Genomic DNA, 22,601 nt, shown 5'->3' on the forward strand with positions numbered 1-22,601 from the left:
CCCCGCAGCAGCCTCGGCCGGGAACCCAGCGGGTCGGGCGCGAGCGGCATCGGGGCGGGCGGGCGGGTGTCGCCGTCGGCCAGCGGCCGGGCGAGGCTCAGCGGCAGGTGCTCCTCGATCTCGCCGACGTCGTGCCGGAAGGGGGGCAGCGGCCTGGTGCCGCCGATCTCCAGCTCGATGGAGAGACTGAACCGGGTGGTGCCGGTCACCACCGGCCCTTCCCAGGCGACCGACGAGGTGACCGAGTCGTTCGCGGTGTGGGCGACGGCCGTCGAGCGCGCGGCGCCGCCGCGGTCGTCGAGGCCGGCGCTGGCCGACTCCACGCCCTGCCTGCCCTCGATGGCGGGCGACTCGCTGAACTTGTAGCCGGCGTCGGAGCCGCGCGACAGCTTCTGCGAGAGGGTCTCGCTGGAGAACGTCGGCTTGGCCGCGGTCGGCTGGAGGTCGTGGCGCAGTGTCGCGTTGCTGAGCTCCCCGCGGTGCAGGGTCATGATCAGCCGCGCGCTCTTGGCGGGGCCGAGGTTGTTGCGTGCCAGCCGCAATGACGCGCCGCCGTGCTCCATGGTGGCCATCAGCCCGCGCACGCCCTCGGGGGAGAGCGTCGTGCCCAGCCGGGCGAGGCTGCCGAGCTGGTCCTCCAGGATGCTGCTGGGGTTGATCCAGTCCGCCTGGCCGGGCAGTTCCCTGCGGACGTGGGCGGCGAACGCGTCGAGCGCGCCGGCCATGTCGAGCCGGCCGACGGGGAAGGAGGCGAGCGGGGCCAGCTCGCTCGCCGTGTACCGCTGTTCCTGCGGTTGGCCGCCCAGCCCGTCGTCGTAGAGCCCGGCCGCTTTCGCCTCGTGCAGCGGCATCCACATCATGACGCCGTCCGGGACATGCACGGTGCGGCCCTGCGGGGGGCGGCGGCCGTACGCGAAGCTCGCCGACGGCGCGATCATTCCGGTGGGGCGGGACCGGGCGGCGAGGTGCCAGTCGACGTCGGCGGAGACCAGTGCCAGCGGCCCGCTGTACTGGGTGGTGTTGGTCGGGATGGCGGCCAGCGCCGTCGTCTCGGCGGTGGTCCGCACCCGCTGGAGGGGCGTCCAGTTGAGGCCGTACGTGCCGGAGGTCTGGTGCGCGTCGGTGTGCTTGGCCCGGAAGGCGGCCGAGAGGGCGAGGGTGTTGCTGGTGGTGTCGGTGACCGAGTGGCCCGCTCCAGTCATCGCCGAGCCGGTGACGGAGAGGCTGAGGTCCCCGGAGTCGACCACCGAGACCACGCGTGGCCGCTGGATCTGCGGCCAGGCGCTGACCGAGGCCGTGACGTCGGTGAACGCGGTCTTGCCGAAGAGTTCGCCGACATGCTTTCCGGTCTGGGCCGCGTCGCTGAAGTCCGCCTCGTTGCGGCCGACGGCGAAGGACTCGGCCAGCGTCAGCCCCGCCGGGGTGCCGTCCAGCCCGTAGACCCACGATTGGTCCGAGACCTCGGACAGCAGTTCCTTGAGGTGGCGGTGCAGCACCTGGGGCGAGGTCACGTTCTGCACGATGTGCGGGCGTTCGAAGAGCGGGTGCGGCGTCCAGTCGGTGACCGGGCGGCCGGAGGAGAGCTGTTCGGCGCGGTCGGCCGGCATCGCCTCGACGCGATCGGGCGGCTGCTCGACGGCCCCCGCGTGCCGTGGGCGCGGAACGCTGATCGCGGGGTTGGAGAGCGCCGCCGGCACGGCGAGGGTGACCTGTCCGGCGAGCCCGGCGGGGTCCGGTCCCAGCAGATCCACCGGGGTGTCCGCGCGGAACACGAAGCGCGACATGCTCAGCAGTTGGCCGGTGAGCACCCGGGCCAGCTGGCGGGGACGCCGGAAGTGCGTGGCGGTGGCTTCGAACTTCAGGTCGTACGTCCAGAGGTGCTGGGGGCCCGCGCTGGTGATGCCGCCGTCCGGCATGACCAGCGGTCCGTAGCTCGCGCCGTACGAGGTCTGCCGTCCGTAGCGCCAGCCGGCGCCCGCTGTGCCGCCCAGGCCCTTGATGCCGGACAGTCCGGCGTCGAGGCCGGCCGTCCAGCCGTGGGTGCGGGTGGTGGAGCTGTCCGCACGGCGCGTGGACGCGACGTTGGTGGCCAGGCCCAGGTCCTGCTGGACGCCGTCGAAGCGACGGCCGGTGGCGGTGGCGCGCAGGTTGACCGTGACGTAGCTCTTGAAGAGGACGCCCGCGTTGTCGTCGTAGGACCGGCCGAGCCGCTCCAGCACGATGGGCAGGCCGGTGGTCGTCAGCCGCTCCAGGGCGCTCTCGACCCGGACCTGGGAGAGCGCCTGGTGCAGCTTGTGGGTGTTGCGCAGCGCGGTGTTGTAGTCCTGCTCGGTGCCGCCGGGGCGCTTCTTGAGGACGCTCGCGGCGCCCTGGCCGTCGGTTCCGGGCGCGTGCTGGTCCGTGCGGTAGCGCCATTGCTCGGGCGTGTGCCGGCCCGGCGGGAGCACCAGGTCGGGGTAGGTCCGGGAGAGGCCGCTCTGCACCTGGTCGCGCAGGCGCTCCACGAGTGAGCGGGTGCGCGGCGCGGTCGCGGGCGCTGCCGTGGGCTGCGTCGCGGGATCGGTCGCGGGATCGGTGAGGGAGTCCCGTTTCGGGGCGGAGCCCAGGTCTACGACGGCGTGCGCGCCGAAGGTCTTCGGGGCGTGCTCGGTCAGGTAGCCGGGGGCGGTCGGCTCCGGAGTGCCCTCGGCGAGGGTGGTGTCGTCGTCCCAGCCCGCGAGCCGTCGTGCCTCGCCGCGCGACATCAGCAGCGAGGCCTCGATGTGCGCGTCCTGGCCCTGGGGGTGCGGCGACTGCCACTCGCCGCCGAACCTGCGCACCTCCACCCGATAGCGCACGTCGTAGAACCCGGCGTGGCCACGCGAGTTGAGCGTCCGGCCGCTCTCGGCGGTGCTGCCGCCGACGCTGCTCTCGGCGCGCTGGCTGGAGCGCGCGTACGCCGCGGCGAGCTGTACCTTGAGCGGCTCGGTGGGGCCCATCGGGGAGATGGTGGGGCCGATCGAGAGTCCCGCGCCGCCGCCCTGGGTGTTGCGGTGCTCGATGGTGGCGGTGCCGCGGTCGGCGTCCGCCTTCTTGACCTCGCTCATGTCGGAGGCCAGCCGCAGGGTCGCGGAGCGCGGCTCCAGCCGCAGTTCGACGGCCCCCAGCGAACGGGTCCGCGCGGCGTCGGCGTACAGCGGCGGGCTCAGCGCCGCGCCGGTGGAGGCCGGTCCGATCAGCGTGCGCAGGCTCTCCGCCTCGAAGAACTGCACCAGTTGCCGGCGCGCGTCGGTGCCTGGCCCGGCCTCTGGGTACGCCTCCAGCGCCCAGCGCAGCAAATGGTCGCCGGGGTCGACGTCCAGCGGGGCGTAGAGCCGGGGCCGGTCCCCCTGGGCGATGGTGATCTCCGGGGGCATCCTGACCGGGTGCACGGGGTGCGTGATGCTGTCCGGGGCGCGCCACAGGATGCCGCCGGTCACGGAGAAGGTGGCGGTGGGCGGGACGTCGTGGTTCCACAGGGCGTCCGACGCGGACAGTTCCGCCTTCTTGGCGTCCCAGGACTTCGACTCGACGGTGACGAACAGGTCGTCCGCGTGGACGTGGCTGCCGTCCTTGCCGACCGCCGTCATGCTGGTCTGCGCGCGGCTCTCGGTGGAGTAGGCGTAGCCGGGCTCCATCCGGCGGAGGTTGAAGGACAGCGAGCCGTACGGGCTGACTGTGCCGACGGCCGGACCCAGCGGTACGGACACGGCGAAGGTCCGGGACGCGCCCAGCGACTTGGTGTCACCGGCGCCGGGGCGGCTGCGGACCTCGGTGTCGATCTTTGTGAGGTTCGCCTCGGGATCGGCCTCGGGCTCTGCGGCCTTCGTCGCTTCCTTGAGTGCTGCGGTCGTGGGCGGGGTGGTCGTGGGCGGGGTGGTCGTCGCGTCGGTGACCGTCGGTGCTGCTGCCTGGTCCGTCGTCGGCTCGGTGGCGATCGTCTCGGGCGCGGCGGCGATCTCGGACGGCTCGGCGTAGCGGCTCCACGTTCCGTAGTTGCCGACCTTGATGTGCAGCTGCCGGTAGCCGCCGTCCGGGGTCCGGAACTCGAAGTCGCGGCCCGCCAGGAAGGTGTGCGGGTTGTCGGTCAGCTCACGCTTCAGCTCTTCGAGACCGCCGGCTGTGGGCCGGAAGGTCCGCTGCAACTCGTCCGCGAGCAGGTCGAGTCCCCGGAAGGTGACCTTGCTGTGGCCGAAGCCCTTCAGCGACCGGGGCAGCGCCGCCTCGTCGTCGAACTTGGCGAGGTCGTTCGGTCCCCACTCGGGCGGTTCGGGGTTGCGCTTCAGCTCGACCTTGCGCTCGCCGGGTCCGTCGGCGGTCCGCACCACGGGCTCGGCGGGGCGGGACAGGTACGCGTACGCCTCGTCGCGCGCCTGCTCGTCGGAGGCACCCGGGGTCCGCTGCCGGGCGAGGTAGAGCAGCCGCTCGTACTCGGTGGCGGAGAGCGCGCCGAGGGCGGTGTCGCGCTCGTCGGCGAGCAGGGCGGAGTCCTCCTGGGGAGGCGGGGCTGTCGGGTCGTCGGCGAGTCGTGTGACATCGGGTTCGGGCCGCTCGGAGACGTCCGGCGTGTCCTGCCCGTGCTGCCCGTCCTCGGTGTCCTGCGGCGGGGTTTCCTCCGACAGGATCTCCTCCGGCGCGCTCTCCGTGTCGGGCCGTTGGTCTTCCGACACGGTCTCGGGCCCGCTGTCCTGCCGTGTCTCTTCCTCCGGGGACGGGAGGGGGTCCTGCCCGCGCGCACGCGTGTCCTGGTCCGTCGTGGTCCGGTTCGGCTCGCCGTCGGAGGACGTGACGGGGCGTGCGGGCCCGGTGGTGCGCGCGGTGTCGCCGGAGTCGGCCGGGCCCGTACGCGGCGGCGCGGACGGCGGATCAGCCGTCGGCGAAGTTCCCGGCAGCGGTGCCTGTGCCGGCGGTGCGTCCGTCGGCCCGGAACCGGGCTGCCCGGTGTGCTCCGGCGCGGGCGGCCGTGCGCTCTCCCGGCGCGGCGGGTCGCCCGCGTCGCCGGGGCCGCCGCGCCGAGTGTCCGGGGCGAGCGGCTCGGGCTCGGACGAATCCCCCGCGCGCAGCCTGCGCAGCCGCTCCGTGAGGGTCGCGCTGTCCCTGCTCGCCTGGTCACGGACCGATTTCGGCAGACCGTCGAGGGCTTGGTCGATGCGCTGGTCGAGGGAGCGCAGCGGGTCGGGGGCGCGCAGTTCGCGGTCGAGCCGGGCCTGCTCCGCTTCGCGCAGCGTGGTGGTCTGCGCGTCGTGCTCGTCGAGCAGCCGCCGGGTGGTTTCGGGTTCACCGCCGGCTTCGTCGAACCGCCGTGTCCACTCCGTGCGCTCCTCGGGAGTGCGTTCGGCGCCGGTCGGCTCGTTCTCGGCAAGCTCGCGCACCCGGCGGTCCCGGGCCAGTTCCGTCAGTCGCTCGATGTGCGCGAGGTCGACGCGGTCGCGCGTTTCCTCGTCGCTCGCGGCGGTCCTGTCCCGTTGCCATTGCTGCCGCTCGTCCTGCGGCATGCCGAGTTCTTCCTGCCGGTCCGCGATCCACTTCGCCTCGGTCGCGTTCCACGCGTCCTCGGCGGCCTGCCGGTCCCGGCCGCCTTCCGGCTCCGGGTCCGCTTCCCGCCGCGGGCCGGGCTCCGGGGTCTCCGCCGGGTCCGCGCCGTCCCGAAGACGCAAGTCGTCCAGCCGCTGTTGCAGGTCCGCCAGGTCGGCGTCGTCGCGCAGGTGGTTCGTACGGCGGTCGTGCTGAGCGGACAGCTCGTCGGTGACGCCGTGCCGCTCGAAGCGCTGCTCCCATGCGGCCAGTTCGGGCGGTGCGACCCCGAGGTCGCGCAGGCTCCGCAGCCGCTGGTCGACGCCGAGACGGCCGAGCTCGGCCTCGTACTCGGTCAGGAGCCGGGCGTCCTCCTGCTCCGTGGCGGCCGAACGGCGGCGCTCGGCCCAGTACTCGCTGCGCTCCGGAGGCATCCCGAGCGTCTCTTCGCGTTGCAGCCTGCCGTCGGACAGAAAGCGCTCCACCGCGTCCATGCCGGTGTCGCGGCCGGTCGGCTCCGGCCGGGTGCTGCCCGGCCCGTCCTCGCCGCGAGCCGCGAGCTCCGCGCTGAGCCTGCCGAGCCGGTTCTCGTAGGCGTCGAGCAGGGAGGTCGTACGCCGGGGTTCGGCGGTGAGGGCGGACGACTCGATGTCGAGGGCGGCCTTGAACCACTCCGAGCGCCGCATGCCGAGTTCCGAGGCGCGCTCGTATCCGCCGTCCACGTGCTTGCGGAAGCTCCGCATGCGTTCGCCGAGGCCGTGTTCCGCCACCGCGTTCCGCAGCTCGCGCAGTCCATCGGCCGCCTGCCGGTATCGGCCGGCCGCTGTGTCGTCCTTGACGCGCCCGCTCAGTTCGCGGCGTTCGGCGCCGTCCATCCCCACTCGGCGGGCATCGGCCTCCAGGTGGCCGAGCGAACTGCGGACCCGAGCGGCCAGCTCCGCGCCCGGCCCGGTCGAGGCGTCGGGGATCTTCGGGAACCGCGGAGCGGTGGGGAGGTCCGATTCGGGCGTCGGCGCCGGCCAGCCCGGCTCCGGGTCGTCCATCCCGGCGAGATCGTCGACGCGGGCGAACGGCAATTCGTCCAGCAGCGGGCCGGCTTCCCCGGCTGTCGGCCGGGGCTGCGGGGTTCCGGGCCGGTCGGGGCCGGTGTCGGTGTCCGCGGTGGAGCGCGGGTGCGACGGGTCGTACGTGGGCGGCGCGGGCAGATCCAGGTCCTCGGCCGGGGGTGTTGATCGTGTCGATCCGTCGTCGGGGCGTGGCCCGGAGCGTGCGTCCGCCTCGTCGAGTTGCGCGATGAGCCGCTCGACGGCGGCGTCGTCGCCGGCCTCCGCGTCCCGGCGGGGCGCGGAACCGGATTCCGTCGCCGGGCGGCCGGGCGGCGTGCGGCCGTCCTCGCCTCCCTCGGCGCGCTCCTCGCTCAGCGCGCGGCGGTACTCGCGGCGCAGTTCCTCGACGCGGGCGGCGCGGGCGGGAGTGTGGGAACCCTCCCCGTACTGGAGACGCTGGAGACGTTCGTCCAGTCGCGCGTCGCTGCCAGCGTCGCCGTCGGTGGCGCGGAGCCGGTCCAGGCGCTCCTGGAGGAGGTCTTCCTCGCTTCGTGGGGGCCCGGTGCCCGAGTCTGCGTCCTCGTCCCGCAGCCACGCCTCGTGCCGGTCCCGCTTGGTCTGCTGTTCGGCTTCGTAGGCGCGTACCGGACGGGTCAGGTCGGGGACGTCCGCGTGCCGGCCGGCCGTGATGGCCAGGGCGAGCGCTTCGGCGACTTCGGGGGCGGCCCTGAACGGGTCGGGGTCGTCGGGGTCGACCGGGAAGCGGCCCCGGGCGTCCTCGATCATCTCCCGGTCCTGGGACTCCAGTTCACTGAGCCGGTCGAGCCGGCGCAACGCCTCGTCGGTGTCGCCCTTCGCGAGGGCGGTCTCGACCTCGTCCAGGACCGCGGTCCGGTCCGGGGTCTCGGACCGGGCGGCACTGCCCGGAAGGTCGAGGGTGGGTACGGGCGGCAGGTCGTCGGCGTCGAACCGGGAGCTGTGGCTCGTGGCTTCCGAGCTGACGGTGGGAACGGCACTGCCCGCGCCGTTCCGTCGCCCGCCGGCGTCGGCGCTGGTGCCCCCGGGGCCGGGGTCCGGGCGCGCGCCGGTCCCCACGCCCGGGGCGGGCTCGCGGAGGGACGCCGGGCCGTCGGAAGCCGTCCGGTGCGAGGCCGGGGGCGGGGGGCTCGGGTGGGCGCGCTGATCCGGGGCGCTCGGTCCGCCGCTCGGGGCGGGCGCGTTGTTGGGCGGCGGCGCGTGCCGGAATGTGCCGGGGTTGGCCGCGCCGGGCTGGGACGTGCCGGGCTGGGACGACGGGTTCGCGGCGGCGGTCCCGCCGGCACGCGACGGATCGGCGGTCACGGGGGCGAGCGGCTGGTTCACGGGCACCGGCTCGGGGGAAGCATTCCGCCCCTTGTCACCCGTGCCATCACCCGCGCCGTCACCCGCACTGTCGCCCAGGTCTCGGTCGGGGGTGAAGCGGCCGGAATCGTCACCCGGATTCGCGCTGGAGTCGCCCTTGGGCCCGTTGGCCAGGAAGTCCTGTCCGCTGCCGGACGCCTCGTCGCGGCTCCCGGGACCGCCCGTGGTCTCGGGAGCGGACCTCGATTCCGACGCGGAAGCGGATGAGTCGGCCGACCGGGTGCTGGAGTCGGGACGGGGGGAGGTTTCGCCCGAGGTATCGGAGTCCGAGGAGTTCCTCCACTCCCGGCCCGACCCGGATTCCGTATCGGCTCTCGATCCGGAGCCGGGGCCGGATTCGGGAGTGGATCCGGAGCCCGGCTCGGAGCCGGTCCCGGACTCGGGAGCGGTACCGGATTCCGTTGTGCTGCCCGGCCCTGATGAAGTCTCAGGCACGGTCGGCGGTGCGGCGCCGTCCGGCCGGGGGGCGGGACCGGCCCCGCCGTCGAGGCCGGCGCCCGGAGGGTGCAGCTCGGGCGACGAGCCGCTGTGTCCGAGGTTGCGCAGCCCCTCGAAGCCGTGGCCGAGCACGCGGCCGAGCACGCCACTGGCCATACCGGCGATCGGGGTGAAGCCGCTCACCGTGAACTGGTGGTCCGGGCCGAAGATCAAGTTGTACAGGCCCTCGGTGACGGCCATATGACCGGCGTCGACCGCCGAACCGCCGATCATGTCGCCGATCCGGTAGCCGAGACTGCCCTGGAAATTCTTGCCGACGGTGTGCACGAGGGACTCGGGCAGTTCGTGCGAGAAGGTGCGTGCCCCCGCTGTGCCGAGCTTGTCCACGTAGGGCTTGAGCGTGTCGTCCAGAGCGTGCGTCAGGCCCTTCCAGTCGGCTTTGCCGGCCCAGTTCTTCACGAACGTCTCGCCGTACTCCCGGCCGAGGTTCTTCGCGGTCTCCTTGCCCAGCGCATCGCCGAGGTGCTTCTCGAACGCCTTGGAGAAGTCATTGACGACGGCCTTCCCGACCGCGTTGGCCGCCGTACCGCGTGCTCCCTTGGCCCCCGCCTGGCCGAGCGATTCGGTGGTCCGGCCGAGCACATTGCCGAGGTTCTTGCCGAGGTTGCGCGCGGCTTCGGCGGTGATGCCGTGGTTGACGATCTTCTTGCCGACCTCGCCGGCGCCCGCACCGGCAGCGCCCTTGGCGATCGCACCGGCGCCCGCACCAGCAGCGCCCTTGCCGGCCGCTCCGGCGCCCGCACCGGCAGCGCCCTTGCCGGCCGCTCCGGCTCCGGCGCCGGCGGCGCCCTTGCCCAGGCCCTTCGCGACGCCCGGGCCCAGCCCCTGCGCCAGCCCCTTCGACAAGGTCTTCCCGGCCTCGTTGCCGAGCAGCTTGCCCAGGCCCTTGCCGCCGAGGTTGCCCAGCAGCTTGCCGAAGCCCGAACCGAGCACGGCGAACGGACCGCCGAGCACCCCGCCGATGAGCCCGAACTCCACGGCCGTCAGGGTGAATTTGGTGTTCCACTCCTTGCGGTTGCCCTGCCCCATCTGGGTCAGCTGGAGGATCGAGTCCAGCAGCAGCCCGCCGACGATGCCGATCAGCACCTGCATGACGATCTGCGCGAGCAGGAACTTGAGGAACATGATGGCCGCGACCCGGAAGGCCCCCATCGCGGCGGCGGCCCAGATCTCGGACAGTCCGGCGGTCGGGATGGAGAGGGCCTGCGCGAGGGCGATCTGCACGACGAGCAGAGCGAGTTGGCCGAAGATCGACCACTTGGTGTACTCGATGTCGGCGGCGGTCTCGTAGGCGTTCTCCGCCAGCACCTCGGCGTCTTTGCCCGCCCCGCCGAGCAGGCTGTTCTCGCCGCCGACGAACTGGCTCGCGTACGCCACGAAAGCGTCGGCGGTGGCGCCCTCGAAGTCCTGCTGGGCCTGCTGGACCACCTGCCGCAGCAGCTCTTCCAACTGGCCGAACTTCTCGGCGACTTCCTTGTATTCGTGACTGACCGCGCGCAGGCTGTCCTCATTGGCCTGCGGGAAATCCATTCCGGTCAGTCCCTTGAGGAGTCCCGCCCACTCCTTGGGAAGCTCTATCGCCATCGTCCGGTTCCGTCGCCCGCCCGCTCAGTGCCCGGCGTTCGGGCCGGCGGCGATCTTCGACGCGTCGTCCTCGGCCTCGTCCAGGCCGTCGGATGCCGCCTTGCCGTTCACGCCGACCATGTCGAGGAGTTCGGAGAGCCCGTCGAGTCCCGTGGACAGCCCCTTGCCCCGCTTCTCGACGAACTTGTGGTACTCCTTCGCGTACTCGTCGTCCTGGCCGGCCGCCGTCTTGTTCTGCAGGTTGATGTTGTCGTTGATGCGGCGCAGGTCCGCGAGGATCGTGGACATCTCGGCGAACTGCGAGAACCGCTGCGGCAGGTTCTCCGGGATGAGCATCGCGCCCTCGGAGGTCGCTCCCTCAGCCATCGAACTGCTCCTCGTCGGCGCGGGCGCGGGCCGCCTTCGGCTTCTCGCCCAGCACCGTCTCGGCGAGACCCTGGGGACGCATCGCGCGCAGCGGCGCGAGCAGCTGGTCGAGGCTTCCGCCGCCGAACAGGCTGTCCGCCATGGCGTCCTGATCGCCCATCAGGGGGCGTACGGAGCCGCTGACCTTGGCCGTCATGGCCACCCGCGCCGCGTTGACCGTGGTCACCAGGACCGCCGAGAGCTGGGCGGGCGCCATGGTGCGGTACGCCTCGGTGTGGAACTTCAGCGAGGTGATCTCACCCTGGGGGTTCACCACGGCGGTGACCATCCGGTCCTTGGAAGTCGCCGAGGCCGTGATCCGGGACAGCTCCTCCTGGACCTGCGTGATCTTCTGGGTGTGCTCCGCCAGCTCGGCCATCGCCTCTTCGAGCTGCTCCGACAGCGATGCCATCAGTCCTTCTCCTTCTGTTGCCCGCCGGCCGCGCGACCGGCCGCGCCGGGAGCGCTCGGGTCGGGAGCGCTCGGGTCGGGCTCTGCCGTGGCCGCCGAATCCACTGCCGCCGTATCCGCCGCCGCCGTCAGCGCCCGTACGGCGCGCTCCAGGTCGGCCGCGGACAGCAGCATGGCCACCGGCCCCGTCGGATTGAGGTAGAGGTCGTGCCCGTCCGGAACCAGCGCGAACACCCGGTCAGCGGGGAGCACTTGATGGGCGAGCGCGCCGGCCCGCTCCAGGTGCACCGGGGAGGTGAACGCCGGGACGACCGGACCGCCGTCCGGAGCGCACGCGAGGACCGGCCCGCCGTCGGGGGCGGTGAGCACGGCCAGCTCGGCGGCGGCCGCCGCGGCCGCGACGTCCTCGGGCGGACCGTAGCCGGTGGCGGCCAGTTGCACGGCGGCGTCGACGTCGTCGGCGGGTTCGGCCCAGCCCAGCATGCCGGGCGAGGGCCGGTACTCGTGGTTGTCCTGCCATTCGGTGATCTCGCCGTGCGCGTCCGAGCGCCACTGGCCGATGACCGCCCAGGCGGGAGGCGCGTCCTGGCCCGTCCACGCCGGGTCGACCATGCCGAACCAGTGGTCGGGGGCGGTGCGCGCCGCCGCCCGGATGTCCTCGGGGACCGGAGGCATGTCCGGGGGTATGTCCGCGGGGAGATCCGGGGGCGGGTCACCGGCGGCTGCTGCCTGCGCCGGGTCAGTTGGGGTTTCCATGGCCGTGCGGTTCCTGTCGTCGTCGGGCGAGGGGGCCGGTGGGCTATCTGCCGATCACACCGGGGGGCGCGTCGGAGTCCGTTCCCCACACCTCTTCGTCCTCGGTGACCCACACGTTGCGCTGCCGGTCGGCGCCGCCGGCCGCGCCGCCACCGCCGCCGCCGCCCATGCCGCCGCCCATCGGGGGCATGAAAGGGGCGCCCGAGCCCCCTGCCCGTCCCCCGGGCCCCGCGGTCTGGTTGGCGCGGGCGCCTTCGGCGGCGACGGCCGACTCGCCCAGGGCCGTCTGGGCGCGGGAGCTCAGTCCGGGCGAGACCGTCTGCCCGGTGACGGCATTGCCGTTGCTGTCGACCATCCGGCCCAGGCCGGCGGCGTTCTTGGCCGAGGCGAGCTCGCTCATGGCGCTGCCGACGGTGGAGGAGCGGCGGGGGGCCGTCCAGGTCTCCTCGCCGATCTTGGGGCCGCGCGTCTTGAGAGAGCTGCTGCTCTCCGTGATGTGCTTGCCGCCCGGGTCGGTCAGCGAGCCGTCGGCGTTGATCCGGGAGCCCGCCGGAACGCTGAGTTTGCCGCCGTAGGCGTTGGTGAGCGGCTTGCCGTCCGCTCCGATGAGGTTGCCGTGCGCGTCGATCTTCGCGCCCTTGGGCATGATGACGTTGCCCTCGGAATCGACGGCGAGACCGTTGCCGGAGCTGGTGTCGATGTTGCCCCGGAGACGGCTGAGCTGATCCTCGGCGCTGCTGCCCTTGGGGCCGCCCGAGGTGACCGGGCCGACACTCGATCCTTTGGGGACCGTCATCGGTTTGCCGTCCGCGCCCTTGACCGGGCGGCCCTTGGCGTCGGTGACAGCGCCGGTCTTCGGGTCGATCCGGGAGCCGGGGGGCACGCTGAACATGCCGCCGCGGCCGTCACCGAGCGGTTTGCCGTCCTTGTCCAGCACGCTGTTGCCGCCGGAGCCGAGGCTCGCCCCGCCGGGGGGCGCGCCGAGGCCGGAAATCTGGCCGCCCCCGCCCGTGCCGATGGACGCCCCGCCGGGTGGGGTGACCGAGAGCTGTTCCGGCTTCGGGGGGCCGCCGGTGTTCCCGCCCTCGCCCTCGCCGCCCGGGCCCTTCCCGTCGAGATCGCCGAGCCCGCCGTCTCCCTTCCCGCCCGCTCCGCCGCCACCGAGTTCGTCGTCGCCGCCGGGTCCGTCGCCGCCCGCGTCGCCGCCGGGAGGGTCCTCACCGTCACCGCCGGGCGGCTCCTTGACGGGACCGTCCTTACCCCCGCCGCCCTCGGGCTTGGGCGGCGCGTAGTACGTTTCCAGGTCGCCCTTGTTGAGCTGGAGAGTGAATTCCTTGATAACGCTGGGAATTTTGCTGGAGGTCGCCATATAGCTGTCCGTGAGCCGCTTCATGGGGGCTGCGGAGGGCTCGTCGAGTTTCTTCACGACGTTGGCCAGCCAGCTGGCCTTGGCCTCGTTCTGAATCTTGTCCCAGAAGTCGAAATCCACCGGAGAGCCATAGGTCGGGGAGACGACCTTGGCTGCCATTTCCTTCTTGATGTCGTTGGTCGAGCCCCCGGTGATCTCGCCGATCGGCGGTATCGTCGCCATCGCCTTGGTGAACACCTCGTAGAGGTGTCCCATCGGCATGGCCAGACTATCGGCCATCCAGGTGTCCATGACGCCCGACAAATCAGTGACGGTCTGCGTCATCTGATTCCCGGAACTGGTGAGCGCCGCGGCGAGTTGGCCCTCGCGAAAGTAGGCTCTGGTGACGCGCAGGGAGCGTTCGACAGCTTCGAGAGTCGCTTTGAACAGGCCGGCCGATTCGCCCTGGAGGTCGCTGTCGTTCCCCCCGATCTCGGTGGCCCACGTCTTGAACTGCTGCTCCCACCCCTGGACCCACTGGTCCAGGCTGGTCACCACCATCGCGGCCTCGCGCAGGGTCGCGGGATTGGCGACGGCGTTTCCTCCGGGGACCACCGAGTTGAAGATGTCCCTGGAACCCCTGGTGAATTCGACCAGCGCGCCGCCGTCGTTGCCGAACTTGGCCCAGTCGTACGTGAGGCCCACCACGTACTGATTTTCCACCGAGTTCTGCGTGTACTTGAACGGCCACCAGATGTCGAGACTGGGGACCGCGCTCCCGCCCATGACGGTGCCCCTGTCGGTGCCCGTGATCCATGACTCGGACCCCGGTCCGGCCACCGTGTCACGGTTGACCTTGGACTGGCCGGTGCCCTCGAACACCCGGAGGATGTCCTCCCATCGGGTGGGCGCACCGAATGGGGACGGGGCTTCAGGCACCGGGGTCCTTCCTCGTCGTCACGGCTGTTCGGTACTGCGGCGGCGCTCCGGCTCAGGGAGCCCGGCTGCCGGCCGAGGGGCTTTGGCCGGCCAGGGAGCCTGGGTGCCGGTCAGGGAGCCTTGGCGGTCAGGATGTTCTTCAGATCCTCGGACAGCGTCGGGACCGCGATGGAGTCGGCGTCCTTCTCGGCCTCATCGAGCAGCAGGTCCACGTCGAGGAGGTCCTGGGAGAACTTGCTCATCAGCGCGACGGCGCTCTCGAACCGGGCGTGCAGATCCGTGGAGAACGTCCCGAACAGCGTCTGCAGGTTCTTGGCCGGCAGGTACAGGTCCGGCTTACCCGGGGCGAGCTGCTCACCGCTTCCGAGCTGCGCGTACTCCAGGTTTCCGCGCAGCCCCTCCTGGAACCGGGGCAGTTTGGCGTTGGCGTAGTCCTTGAGGACCTCGTCGGTGATCTTGAAGGTCTTGCCCTCGTGGTCGTCGTCGTCAGCCACGGCCGCGCCTCCCCGTCCGTGCCGCCGTCATCGGCGTCATCATCCGCGGGCCTGCTGCATGCGCCTGCGGCCGTTGGAGTCGCCCTCGATCTGCCGGGCGTGCATCTGGTCGAGCGTGGTCTTCGCGGTCTTGTAGTCCAGTTCGAGCCGCTCCTTGGACTTGGAGAGTTCGAGGTGGAACTCGTCCCACGCGGTCCGCGCCTCGCCATGCAGCGTCTCGCGCAGATCGTTGAAGTTCTTCTCCAGCCACATCACAGCGTCGATCATGCTGTCGTGGGCGGTCTTCATCCTGCTGGAGGCGTCACTGACCCCTTGGTGATGGAGTTTGACATTGCTCACGGCGGGCTCCTACGGGCTCAGGGACGAACGCGGGGGGGGTGGAGCAGGGGGGAAGCGGGTCGGGCCGTAAGGCGCTGAGCGATCAGGGGTTGATCGAGTTGGAGATGCTGAGCGCCAGGCCATCGGCTTCCTGCTCGCCGTCGTCGAGGGCCATGTTGGCCATCTTGGTGCCCTCGTGGAACGACTGCGTCGCCTGGGTGACCCGGGCGTGGACGGCGATCCAGTCGTCGATGCCGCGGCCGTGGGTGAGAGCCGACTTGGCCTGGTAGGCCGTGGCGACCTCTTCCTTGATCTGCCGGACGGTGCGGCCGGCCTCGGCCATCCCGTTGAGATGCTCCCCCAGCGCCGCCAGGGTCTTCTGCATCGCGGCGTCGTCCTTGGACAGCGTGCCTGGCAGATTGCCGGAGTTCGTGGGCTCGGGGGACATGGGGGTACTCCTCTGGCGCGGCCGGACAGGGGGAATCAACCGGAACACCGTCTTCCGGCTGCCGATTGATGATCAGGTTAGTACGACCATCGCCTCGTTGATACCTACATCCATCCAGCGGATGTCCGTTCACCCGGAATTCACCGATGACCTGCGACGATCAGCCGAAATTCGTCTGCGGGAAAGCTCAGCTGAAGCTCAACTTCCCTTGCTCTCAAGGCTGCTGACGCTCTTTCCGTTCAAAACCAGACCTTGCGTACGGAGCGTCGCGCCGTCCAGGTCCGGTCCCGTGGCCAGCATTCCGAGCAGCGCGGACGGCAGCCGGACGGCTTGCTCCGCGCTGTAGCCGAGCTGCTTGAGCCCCTCTTCGCCGGCGACCCGGTACTTGGCCCCCGATTCGGTCACCAAGTAGTACACACCACCCGCTCCCGAGGACGACAGCGCCTTCACCAGCGCGCCGCCCCCCGGGCGTACCGCGACCCGGTCCGCGACGCCGGAGCCGGCCGACAGGCCCGGCTCCGCCGACAGCGGACGGCCGCCGACGGCCGCGGCGCGGGGCAGCACCACGGAGACCGACGGCGCTCCGCCGGCCGTTCCCGTCACGGCGCACACCCCTTCGGAGGCCGCCACCGGCATGGCCTTCGGCGGCGCGGACGGCACCGCGCCGCCGCCGGCGCCCACCAGCCGCGCCCGCTTGGGGGCCTGGTGCCGCGCCACATCGTCGGGGCCCACCCGCAGGACGCTCACCGCGCCGCCCGCGTAGGCCGTGCGCTGGGTACGGGGGTCCCCCTTGAGCAGCGCCGACTCCAGAGCGGTGAGCGGTGTCAGCCCCTCCTTGCGCAGCAGGAAGCGCCGCCCGCCGGCCGCGTCGAAGAGCTGACCGATCCGGGTCGGGCGTCCGGCCAGGGCCGGGCCCTTCGCTCCCCGGTCCGGTACGTCCGGGGTCGCGATGTCCGGTCCGGCGGGCAGCGCGTTGAGAAAACCGCCAGAAACCGGGAAGGCGGTGGCCGCCCCGAAGCCGAGCGCCTGCACCGAGGAGTTCGCCGTGTCCAGGCGCAGCCGGGTGCCGCGCCACAGGAGGTAGCTGCCTTGCCGCGCTCCGCCGCGGATCAGGGTGGCCCGGTCCGCGGTGATCGGCCGGCCCTCGGCCGGCAGGCCCACGGCCAGCGTCAGCGCGGCCCCGGGGGAACCGCCGCCGCCCGACGCCGGTCCGCCCGCGCCGTCGCTCCGGGTGGCGCAGGCCGACCAGGCGTCGCGGCTGAGCGCGCCGGTGCCCGGGAGCGCGTCCGGGGCGCCGACGATGCCCAGGGTGCTGCCGCGCGGGGCGTCCTCGATGGAGGCCGCGGCGACGCTCTCGGAGGCCATCCGGTCCCCCGCCAGAAGCTTGGCCGAGGTCTCGTTCAGCACCGGGTGCAGCACGCCCTTGAGCGACAGGTAGCGGGCTCCGGTCTTCTCCTCGACGACCAGCGTCCCGTTGGTCTTCCAGGCGTCGGCGCCGCCGGGTACGACGAAGCCGTAGACCGCCACGATCAGCGCGATCAGCACACCGATCACCAGGCCGATGATCACCCCCCGCGAGGTGCGCCGGTGGGCGGACTCGGGGGCGTCGGGGTCGTCGCGGAGCATGCCCAACGACAGCCGGCCCATCACGAACATATGGGCCTGGACCTGGTCCCGCCTGGACTGCATGCCTTCGCCTTTCTCGCCGGGCCGCCGGGGGCGCGCCCCTGGTCGGCCCGGTCAGCCGTTGAGGGCCCGGAGGTAGTGGTAGAGCCCGGCGGCGAGCAGCGCCAGCGGGACGAGGGCGATGGCGAGCAGCAGTTGCAGCAGGTCGACCGCGCGCCCCCAGTAGGGCACCAGCCGCCGGCCCGGGAACGTCCACCCGGCGATGGCCAGCATCGCCGCAAGCGCGATCAGGGCGGCCAGCAGCAACGGCCGCTCGGCCGGTTCGAGCCGCAGGGTGAGCAGCACGATCAGCAGCACCGCACCGTAGGCGCCCGGCAGTACGACGCCCAGCCGTTGCCAGGCGCCGCCCAGCGCGCGGGCGTGGGTCAGCAGCAGTGTGCTGAGCACCGCCGCCACGGTCAGCGGCGGCCAGGACGTCTCCCTTGCGAGGGCGGTCAGGCACCCGGCGGCGACCAGGCCCGTCGCGCCGTACAGGGCGGTCAGGTAGCCGTCGGCGATCGCGCCGCGGGCCACGACGTGCTCGTCGGGCACCGGTTCGATGCCCTCCTGGAGCTGATCGGCGTTGGTGGGCAGCAGCGGCAGCCGCAGCCCGGACAGCCGGAACGCCAGGGACGGCAGGAAGTTGCCCAGGATGACGACGACCAGGACCATCGGGGCGGCGGCCTCGTGGACCGGGACGCCGAAGAGCATCACGGCCCCGCCGACCGCGCCGAGCGCGGCGGCCACAGCGGCCCCCAGGAAGAGCGGGGCGCAGGCTCCGACGGCAGCCAGGGCCAGGACGGCGCACCCGGCGCCCGCCGCGCACCCGGCCAGCAGCCGGGCGCCCAACTCCGTGTTGTCTGCCGACCCCTGCGGCACCAGAGCGCCGGCCAGGGCGAAGTAGGGGATGGCCGCCGCGCCGAGCGCGCCGGCCGCCCCGGCGTCGCCCAGGGCCCGCGAGGAGGAGCCGGCGGCGGCCAGCAGCAGTACGGCGGCGCCCGCAGCGCAGACCGCTCTGAGCAGGCCGGGGCCGGGCAGCACCAGGAGCAGCAGGCCGGCCCCGAGCACGCACAGGGTCAGAGCCGTCATCAGATATCGGGACCAGGCGGGGCGCCAGGAGTCGGAACGCTCCCGCAGACCGCTGGAGAGCCCCTCGACGAGGTCGTCGAAGTGAATCTTTGGCAACGACTCGTTGCGGGCGCGCAGATGGAGGGTCTCACCATCGCGCAGGCCGAGGGCGTTGAGGGTGCTCTCCTCGTCCAGTGGGGCTTCGCCCAGGCGTTGGAGCACCCAGCCGCCCGCTTCCGCACCGCGCTCGTGCAGGTCGGTTCCGGCGTGATCGACGATCGTGGGCAGCAGATCGGCGAGTGCGATGTCGGAGGGAACGGCGAGTTCGAAGGATGTTTCGGGGGCTTGCACGGTCAAACGGCAAAGCGATGCTGTGGAATTGTCACTCAAGCGTGGCTCATCCCTTCCAGGAGGGCGGTCGACGCGATCTCATTGATCACATTATCGTGAGTCCGGTACGGGTCACTCCGGGGTGGCCCTCATCGCCCCTATGCGTGGGTCCCGCTTTGGTCCACCTGGAACCCATTACCGCCAATTGCCGGAGCCCCGGCGCGGTCCATCCCCGGAAATCGGCCCTGCTTCTCCCCCAGGAACTCAGGAAGGCGAATCCCTTTGAGCGTGGTCCTCTTCAAGAGGCCTCCCCGGCGTCTCGGCCCGGAGATGCCACAGGGCGAACTGAGCCTTCAAGAACCGCCCTCGGTGCCCGAAGCGCAGAGCGCCATGGGCAACATGATCACGTACATGCCGATGGCGCTCAGTTCGCTCGGCATGGTGCTCATCTTCCTCCGGCCCGGACAAGGCGGCGGCGGACCGCTGATGTACGTCGCCATCGGGCTCATGAGCGTGTCCGCCATCGGCATGCTGGTCTCCCAGATCATCCGCGCCTCCGGGGACCGCAAGCGCGCCCTGCGCAGCGAACGACGGGACTATCTACGGTATTTGTCGATCAGCCGGCGGCGCATCCGCAAGCTGATCACCCAGCAGAAGGAGGCCCAGGCGTGGCGGCACCCGGAGCCGGTGGCGCTGTGGAGCCTGGTGCGCACCGGCCGGCTCTGGGAGCGGCGCGCCACCCACGACGACTTCGCCGAGATCCGACTCGCCGTCGGCGAACAGCAGTTGGGCATGAAGCTGGCCCCGCTGAGCACCAAGCCGGTCGAGGACCTGGAACCGCTGTGCGCGCACGCGCTGCGCCGCTTCATCCGGGCCTACGGCACGGTGCCCGACCAGCCCGTCGCGCTCTACCTGCGGACGTACGCCAAGGTGCTCGCGCACGGCGACGCACAGGCCGCACGCGGCATGGTCCGTGCGTTGCTGGGGCAGTTGAGCGTGCTGCACGCCCCGCAGGATCTGCGGATCGTGGTGGTGGCCGACCACGACCGGCGGGACGCCTGGGAGTGGGTGAAGTGGCTGCCCCACGCCCAGCACCCGTCCGACACCGACGGGGCCGGCGCGGTGCGGCTGGTCACCGACACGGCCGCCGGGCTGGAGCAGCTGATCGGCCCGGAGTTCGCCGGCCGGCCCCCGTTCGACCCGGACGCGGTGCCGAGCGCCGAGGAGCCGTACTACGTCATCGTCCTGGACAACCCCGAGGCCCTCACGGACCTGCGGCTGGGCGCCGAGGGATACCGCAACGCCGTCACGCTGGACGTCGGCGGCGCCTTCGACTGGCTGCCGGGCCGGCACTCGCTGCGACTGCGGGTGGCCGCGGACAAGCTGGAGATGGTGCGCACCGACCGCTCCGGCAAGGAGACCTCCACGACGCTGGGCCGGCCCGACCGGCTGGGGCCCAAGCGGGCCCGCGCGCTCGCCGCGATGCTGTCCCCGTACCAGATGGGCATCACCGTCGACACCGGCGAAGCCCTAACCAGCGACGTGCAGTTGACGACCCTGCTGGGCGTGCCCGACCTGCACAGCATGGACGTGGACCAGCTCCGCGAGGACCGCCCCGACCGCTCCCGGCTGCGGGTTCCGCTGGGCGTGTCCGGCGACGGGAACCCCGTCGAGCTGGACATCAAGGAGTCGGCGCAGGGCGGCATGGGGCCGCACGGCATGCTGATCGGGGCCACCGGCTCCGGCAAGTCCGAGCTGCTGCGCACCCTGGTGCTCGCCCTCGCGCTCACCCACTCCTCCGAGAAGCTCAACCTCGTCCTCGTCGACTTCAAGGGCGGCGCGACCTTCCTCGGTCTGGACGGGCTGCCGCACACCTCCGCGGTGATCACCAACCTCGCGGACGAATCCGCCCTGGTCGAGCGTATGCAGGACGCCCTGCACGGCGAGTTGATGCGGCGTCAGGAACTGCTGCGCAGCGCCGGCAACTACACCTCGGCGCTGGACTACGAGGCCGCCCGGGCGGCCGGCGCCGACCTCCTGCCTTTGCCGACCCTGTTCGTGGTGGTCGACGAGTTCAGCGAACTGCTGTCCGCGCACCGCGACTTCATGGACTTGTTCGTGATGATCGGACGGCTGGGCCGCAGCCTCGGCGTGCACCTGCTGCTCGCCTCGCAGCGGCTGGACGAGGGCCGGATGCACCAGCTGGAGTCGCATCTGTCCTACCGGATCGCGCTGCGCACCTTCTCCGCGATGGAGAGCCGGGGCGTCCTCGGCGTGCCGGACGCCTACCAGCTGCCGTCGGTGCCCGGCAGCGCCATCCTCAAGAAGGACACCGGCACCCTGGTGCGCTTCAAGGCCGCGTACGTCTCCGGCGCCTACCGCAGCACCCGCCGCGTCAGGCAGTCGGTCATCGCCGACCAGGTGGTCCCGTACAGCACCAAGTGGATCGCGCCGCGCGCGCTGCCCCTCGCGGCCGATCCCGAGCCGGAGGAGGAGGCGAGCGACAGTCTGCTGACGGTGGCCGTGGCCCGGATGCGGGACGCGGGACCGCCCGCGCACCCGGTGTGGCTGCCCCCGCTCGACGTACCGCCCTCCCTCGACGCCCTGTTGCCGCAGTTGGAGGTCCATCCCGAGCGCGGCCTGACGACCTCCGCCGCGGACACGCACGCCAAGCTGGCCGTGCCCGTGGGCATCGTCGACCGTCCCTTCGAGCAGGCCCGCGAGCCACTGATGGCCGATCTGGCCGGGGCCGGCGGGCACATCGGCATCGCGGGCGGGCCGCAGAGCGGCAAGTCCACCCTGCTGCGCAGCCTCGTGCTCGCACTGGCCCTCACCCACACCCCGCGCGAAGTGCAGTTCTACTGCCTGGACTTCGGCGGCGGCGCGCTCGGCGGACTGCGCGACCTGCCGCACGTCGGCGGGGTCACCGGGCGGCTGGACCTGGAACGGGTGCACCGCACGCTGGCCGAGATCCACGGGCTCATCGCCCGCCGCGAGAAGCAGTTCGCCGATCTCGGCCTCGACTCGATGGCCGACCTGCGCACGCGCCGGGCCGCGGGCGAGCTGCCGGACGAGCCGTACGGCGACGTGTTCCTGGTCGTCGACGGCTGGGGCACCGTGCGCCAGGACTTCATGGACATCATGGACACCTTCACCACGCTGGCCTCACGCGGCCTGAACTACGGCGTGCACCTGGTGATCGCGTCCACCCGTTGGGCGGAAATCGGCACGGCGCTGCGCGACCAGCTCGGCACCCGCTTCGAACTGCGGCTCGGTGACAGCATGGACTCCATGGTCAACATGCGGGCCGCGGCGACCGTTCCGAAGGCCGCGGGACGCGGCATGACCGAGACCAAACACCACTTCCTGACCGCGCTGCCCCGGTTGGACGGCAGTGGGAACGCCACGGATCTCGGCGTGGGCGTCGCGGACGCCGTCGAGCGGATCGCCGGTGCCTGGGACGGACCGCGCGCCCCGCAGGTACGCACCCTGCCCGCCGTGCTGGACGCCGCCGAACTGCCCGCCGCCCAGGTCGCCGACGGCGATCTGCGGATGCCGCTCGGCCTCGAAGGCAACCAACTGGGCGTCTTCTGGCACGACTTCGCGCAGACACCGCACCTCGTGGTGGTCGGCGACGCCGAGACCGGGAAGACCAACCTGCTGCGCTCGGTGTGCCGCACCATCGCCGAGCGCTACGACCCGTCCGAGGCACGAATCATGCTGGTCGACTACCGGCGCAACCTGCTGGAGAGCGTCCCCGATTCGCACCGGCTGGGCTACGCGGTCTCGGTGGACGTGCTCAAGCAGGTCGTGGACGGCGTCTCACGCGCCATGAAGGAGCGGCTGCCAGGACCGGACATCACCCCGGCCCAGCTCAAGCGGCACGACTGGTGGGAGGGGCCGCAGGTCTTCCTGGTCATCGACGACTACGACATGGTGACCGGCGGCAGCATGTCCAACCACTTCGGCCCGCTGCTGGACTACCTGGCGCAGGGCGCGGAGCTGGGCCTGCACCTGATCGTGGCCCGCAGCGCGAACGGGGCCTCACGGGCGATGAGCGATCCGCTGCTGAGGCGGCTGATGGAGGTCAACACCCCGGCGGCGCTGCTGTCCTGCCCGCCCTCCGAGGGATACCTGTTCAACGACACCAAGCCCCGGCAACTGCCGGTCGGTCGCGCTCAGTTGATCACCAGGCGCGGGATCGTGCAGTTGCAGACGGCGTTGCTCGGGGAAGAGGCCGTGGCAGCACCCGCGGAGGGGTGAGCCCGATGCTGCGGGGGTGGCCGCCCGGCCTGGAGGGCGGCCACCCCCGTTTGTGTGTGCTGGGTGGCTCGGGTCGGTTCCGCTCGGTTCGGGTG

At 72.1% G+C, this 22,601-nt stretch carries 11 protein-coding genes; 1 reads left to right on the forward strand and 10 read right to left on the reverse strand.

What is annotated here, in order from left to right:
- The 10 genes from QMK28_RS28980 to eccD form a co-directional block, all read right to left on the reverse strand.
- Nucleotides 1–10,061: WXG100-like domain-containing protein (locus QMK28_RS28980; RefSeq protein ID WP_326442619.1), on the reverse strand; the 10,061-nt coding region annotated here is incomplete at its 3' end.
- A 24-nt stretch (nucleotides 10,062–10,085) separates the two neighbouring features.
- Nucleotides 10,086–10,427 carry a hypothetical protein gene (locus QMK28_RS28985; RefSeq protein ID WP_326442621.1) on the reverse strand — a complete coding sequence of 114 codons (342 nt, stop codon included), beginning with the start codon at nucleotides 10,425–10,427 and terminating at the stop codon, nucleotides 10,086–10,088.
- Nucleotides 10,420–10,878: a YbaB/EbfC family nucleoid-associated protein gene (locus tag QMK28_RS28990; RefSeq protein ID WP_326442622.1), complete on the reverse strand. Its 459-nt coding sequence runs from the start codon at nucleotides 10,876–10,878 to the stop codon at nucleotides 10,420–10,422. Before QMK28_RS28990 ends, QMK28_RS28985 begins: the two co-directional genes overlap by 8 nt.
- A complete protein-coding gene (locus QMK28_RS28995) occupies nucleotides 10,878–11,633 on the reverse strand; it encodes a type VII secretion system-associated protein (protein WP_326442624.1) in 756 nt (251 codons plus the stop codon). Before QMK28_RS28995 ends, QMK28_RS28990 begins: the two co-directional genes overlap by 1 nt.
- Nucleotides 11,634–11,676: 43 nt before the next feature.
- Complete coding sequence (locus QMK28_RS29000) at nucleotides 11,677–13,920, reverse strand: hypothetical protein (RefSeq protein WP_326442626.1); 2,244 nt, start codon at nucleotides 13,918–13,920, stop codon at nucleotides 11,677–11,679.
- A 110-nt stretch (nucleotides 13,921–14,030) separates the two neighbouring features.
- A complete protein-coding gene (locus tag QMK28_RS29005; RefSeq protein WP_326442627.1) occupies nucleotides 14,031–14,414 on the reverse strand; it encodes a hypothetical protein in 384 nt (127 codons plus the stop codon).
- 39 nt (nucleotides 14,415–14,453) lie between these two features.
- On the reverse strand, nucleotides 14,454–14,753 hold the full coding sequence (locus tag QMK28_RS29010) for a hypothetical protein (protein ID WP_326442628.1): 300 nt from the start codon (nucleotides 14,751–14,753) through the stop codon (nucleotides 14,454–14,456).
- 82 nt (nucleotides 14,754–14,835) lie between these two features.
- Nucleotides 14,836–15,180: a hypothetical protein gene (locus QMK28_RS29015; protein WP_326442629.1), complete on the reverse strand. Its 345-nt coding sequence runs from the start codon at nucleotides 15,178–15,180 to the stop codon at nucleotides 14,836–14,838.
- 198 nt (nucleotides 15,181–15,378) lie between these two features.
- On the reverse strand, nucleotides 15,379–16,869 hold the full coding sequence (gene eccB / locus QMK28_RS29020; RefSeq protein ID WP_326442631.1) for a type VII secretion protein EccB: 1,491 nt from the start codon (nucleotides 16,867–16,869) through the stop codon (nucleotides 15,379–15,381).
- A gap of 51 nt (nucleotides 16,870–16,920) precedes the next feature.
- A complete protein-coding gene (gene eccD / locus QMK28_RS29025; RefSeq protein WP_326442633.1) occupies nucleotides 16,921–18,264 on the reverse strand; it encodes a type VII secretion integral membrane protein EccD in 1,344 nt (447 codons plus the stop codon).
- A gap of 309 nt (nucleotides 18,265–18,573) precedes the next feature.
- Here eccD and eccCa point away from each other — a divergent pair, with 309 nt between their 5' ends.
- A complete protein-coding gene (eccCa, locus tag QMK28_RS29030) occupies nucleotides 18,574–22,506 on the forward strand; it encodes a type VII secretion protein EccCa (protein ID WP_326442632.1) in 3,933 nt (1,310 codons plus the stop codon).
- The last annotated feature ends 95 nt before the right edge of the window (nucleotides 22,507–22,601 follow it).

Source organism: Streptomyces sp. H27-D2 (assembly GCF_035828615.1).
Taxonomy (GTDB): Bacteria; Actinomycetota; Actinomycetes; order Streptomycetales; family Streptomycetaceae; genus Streptomyces.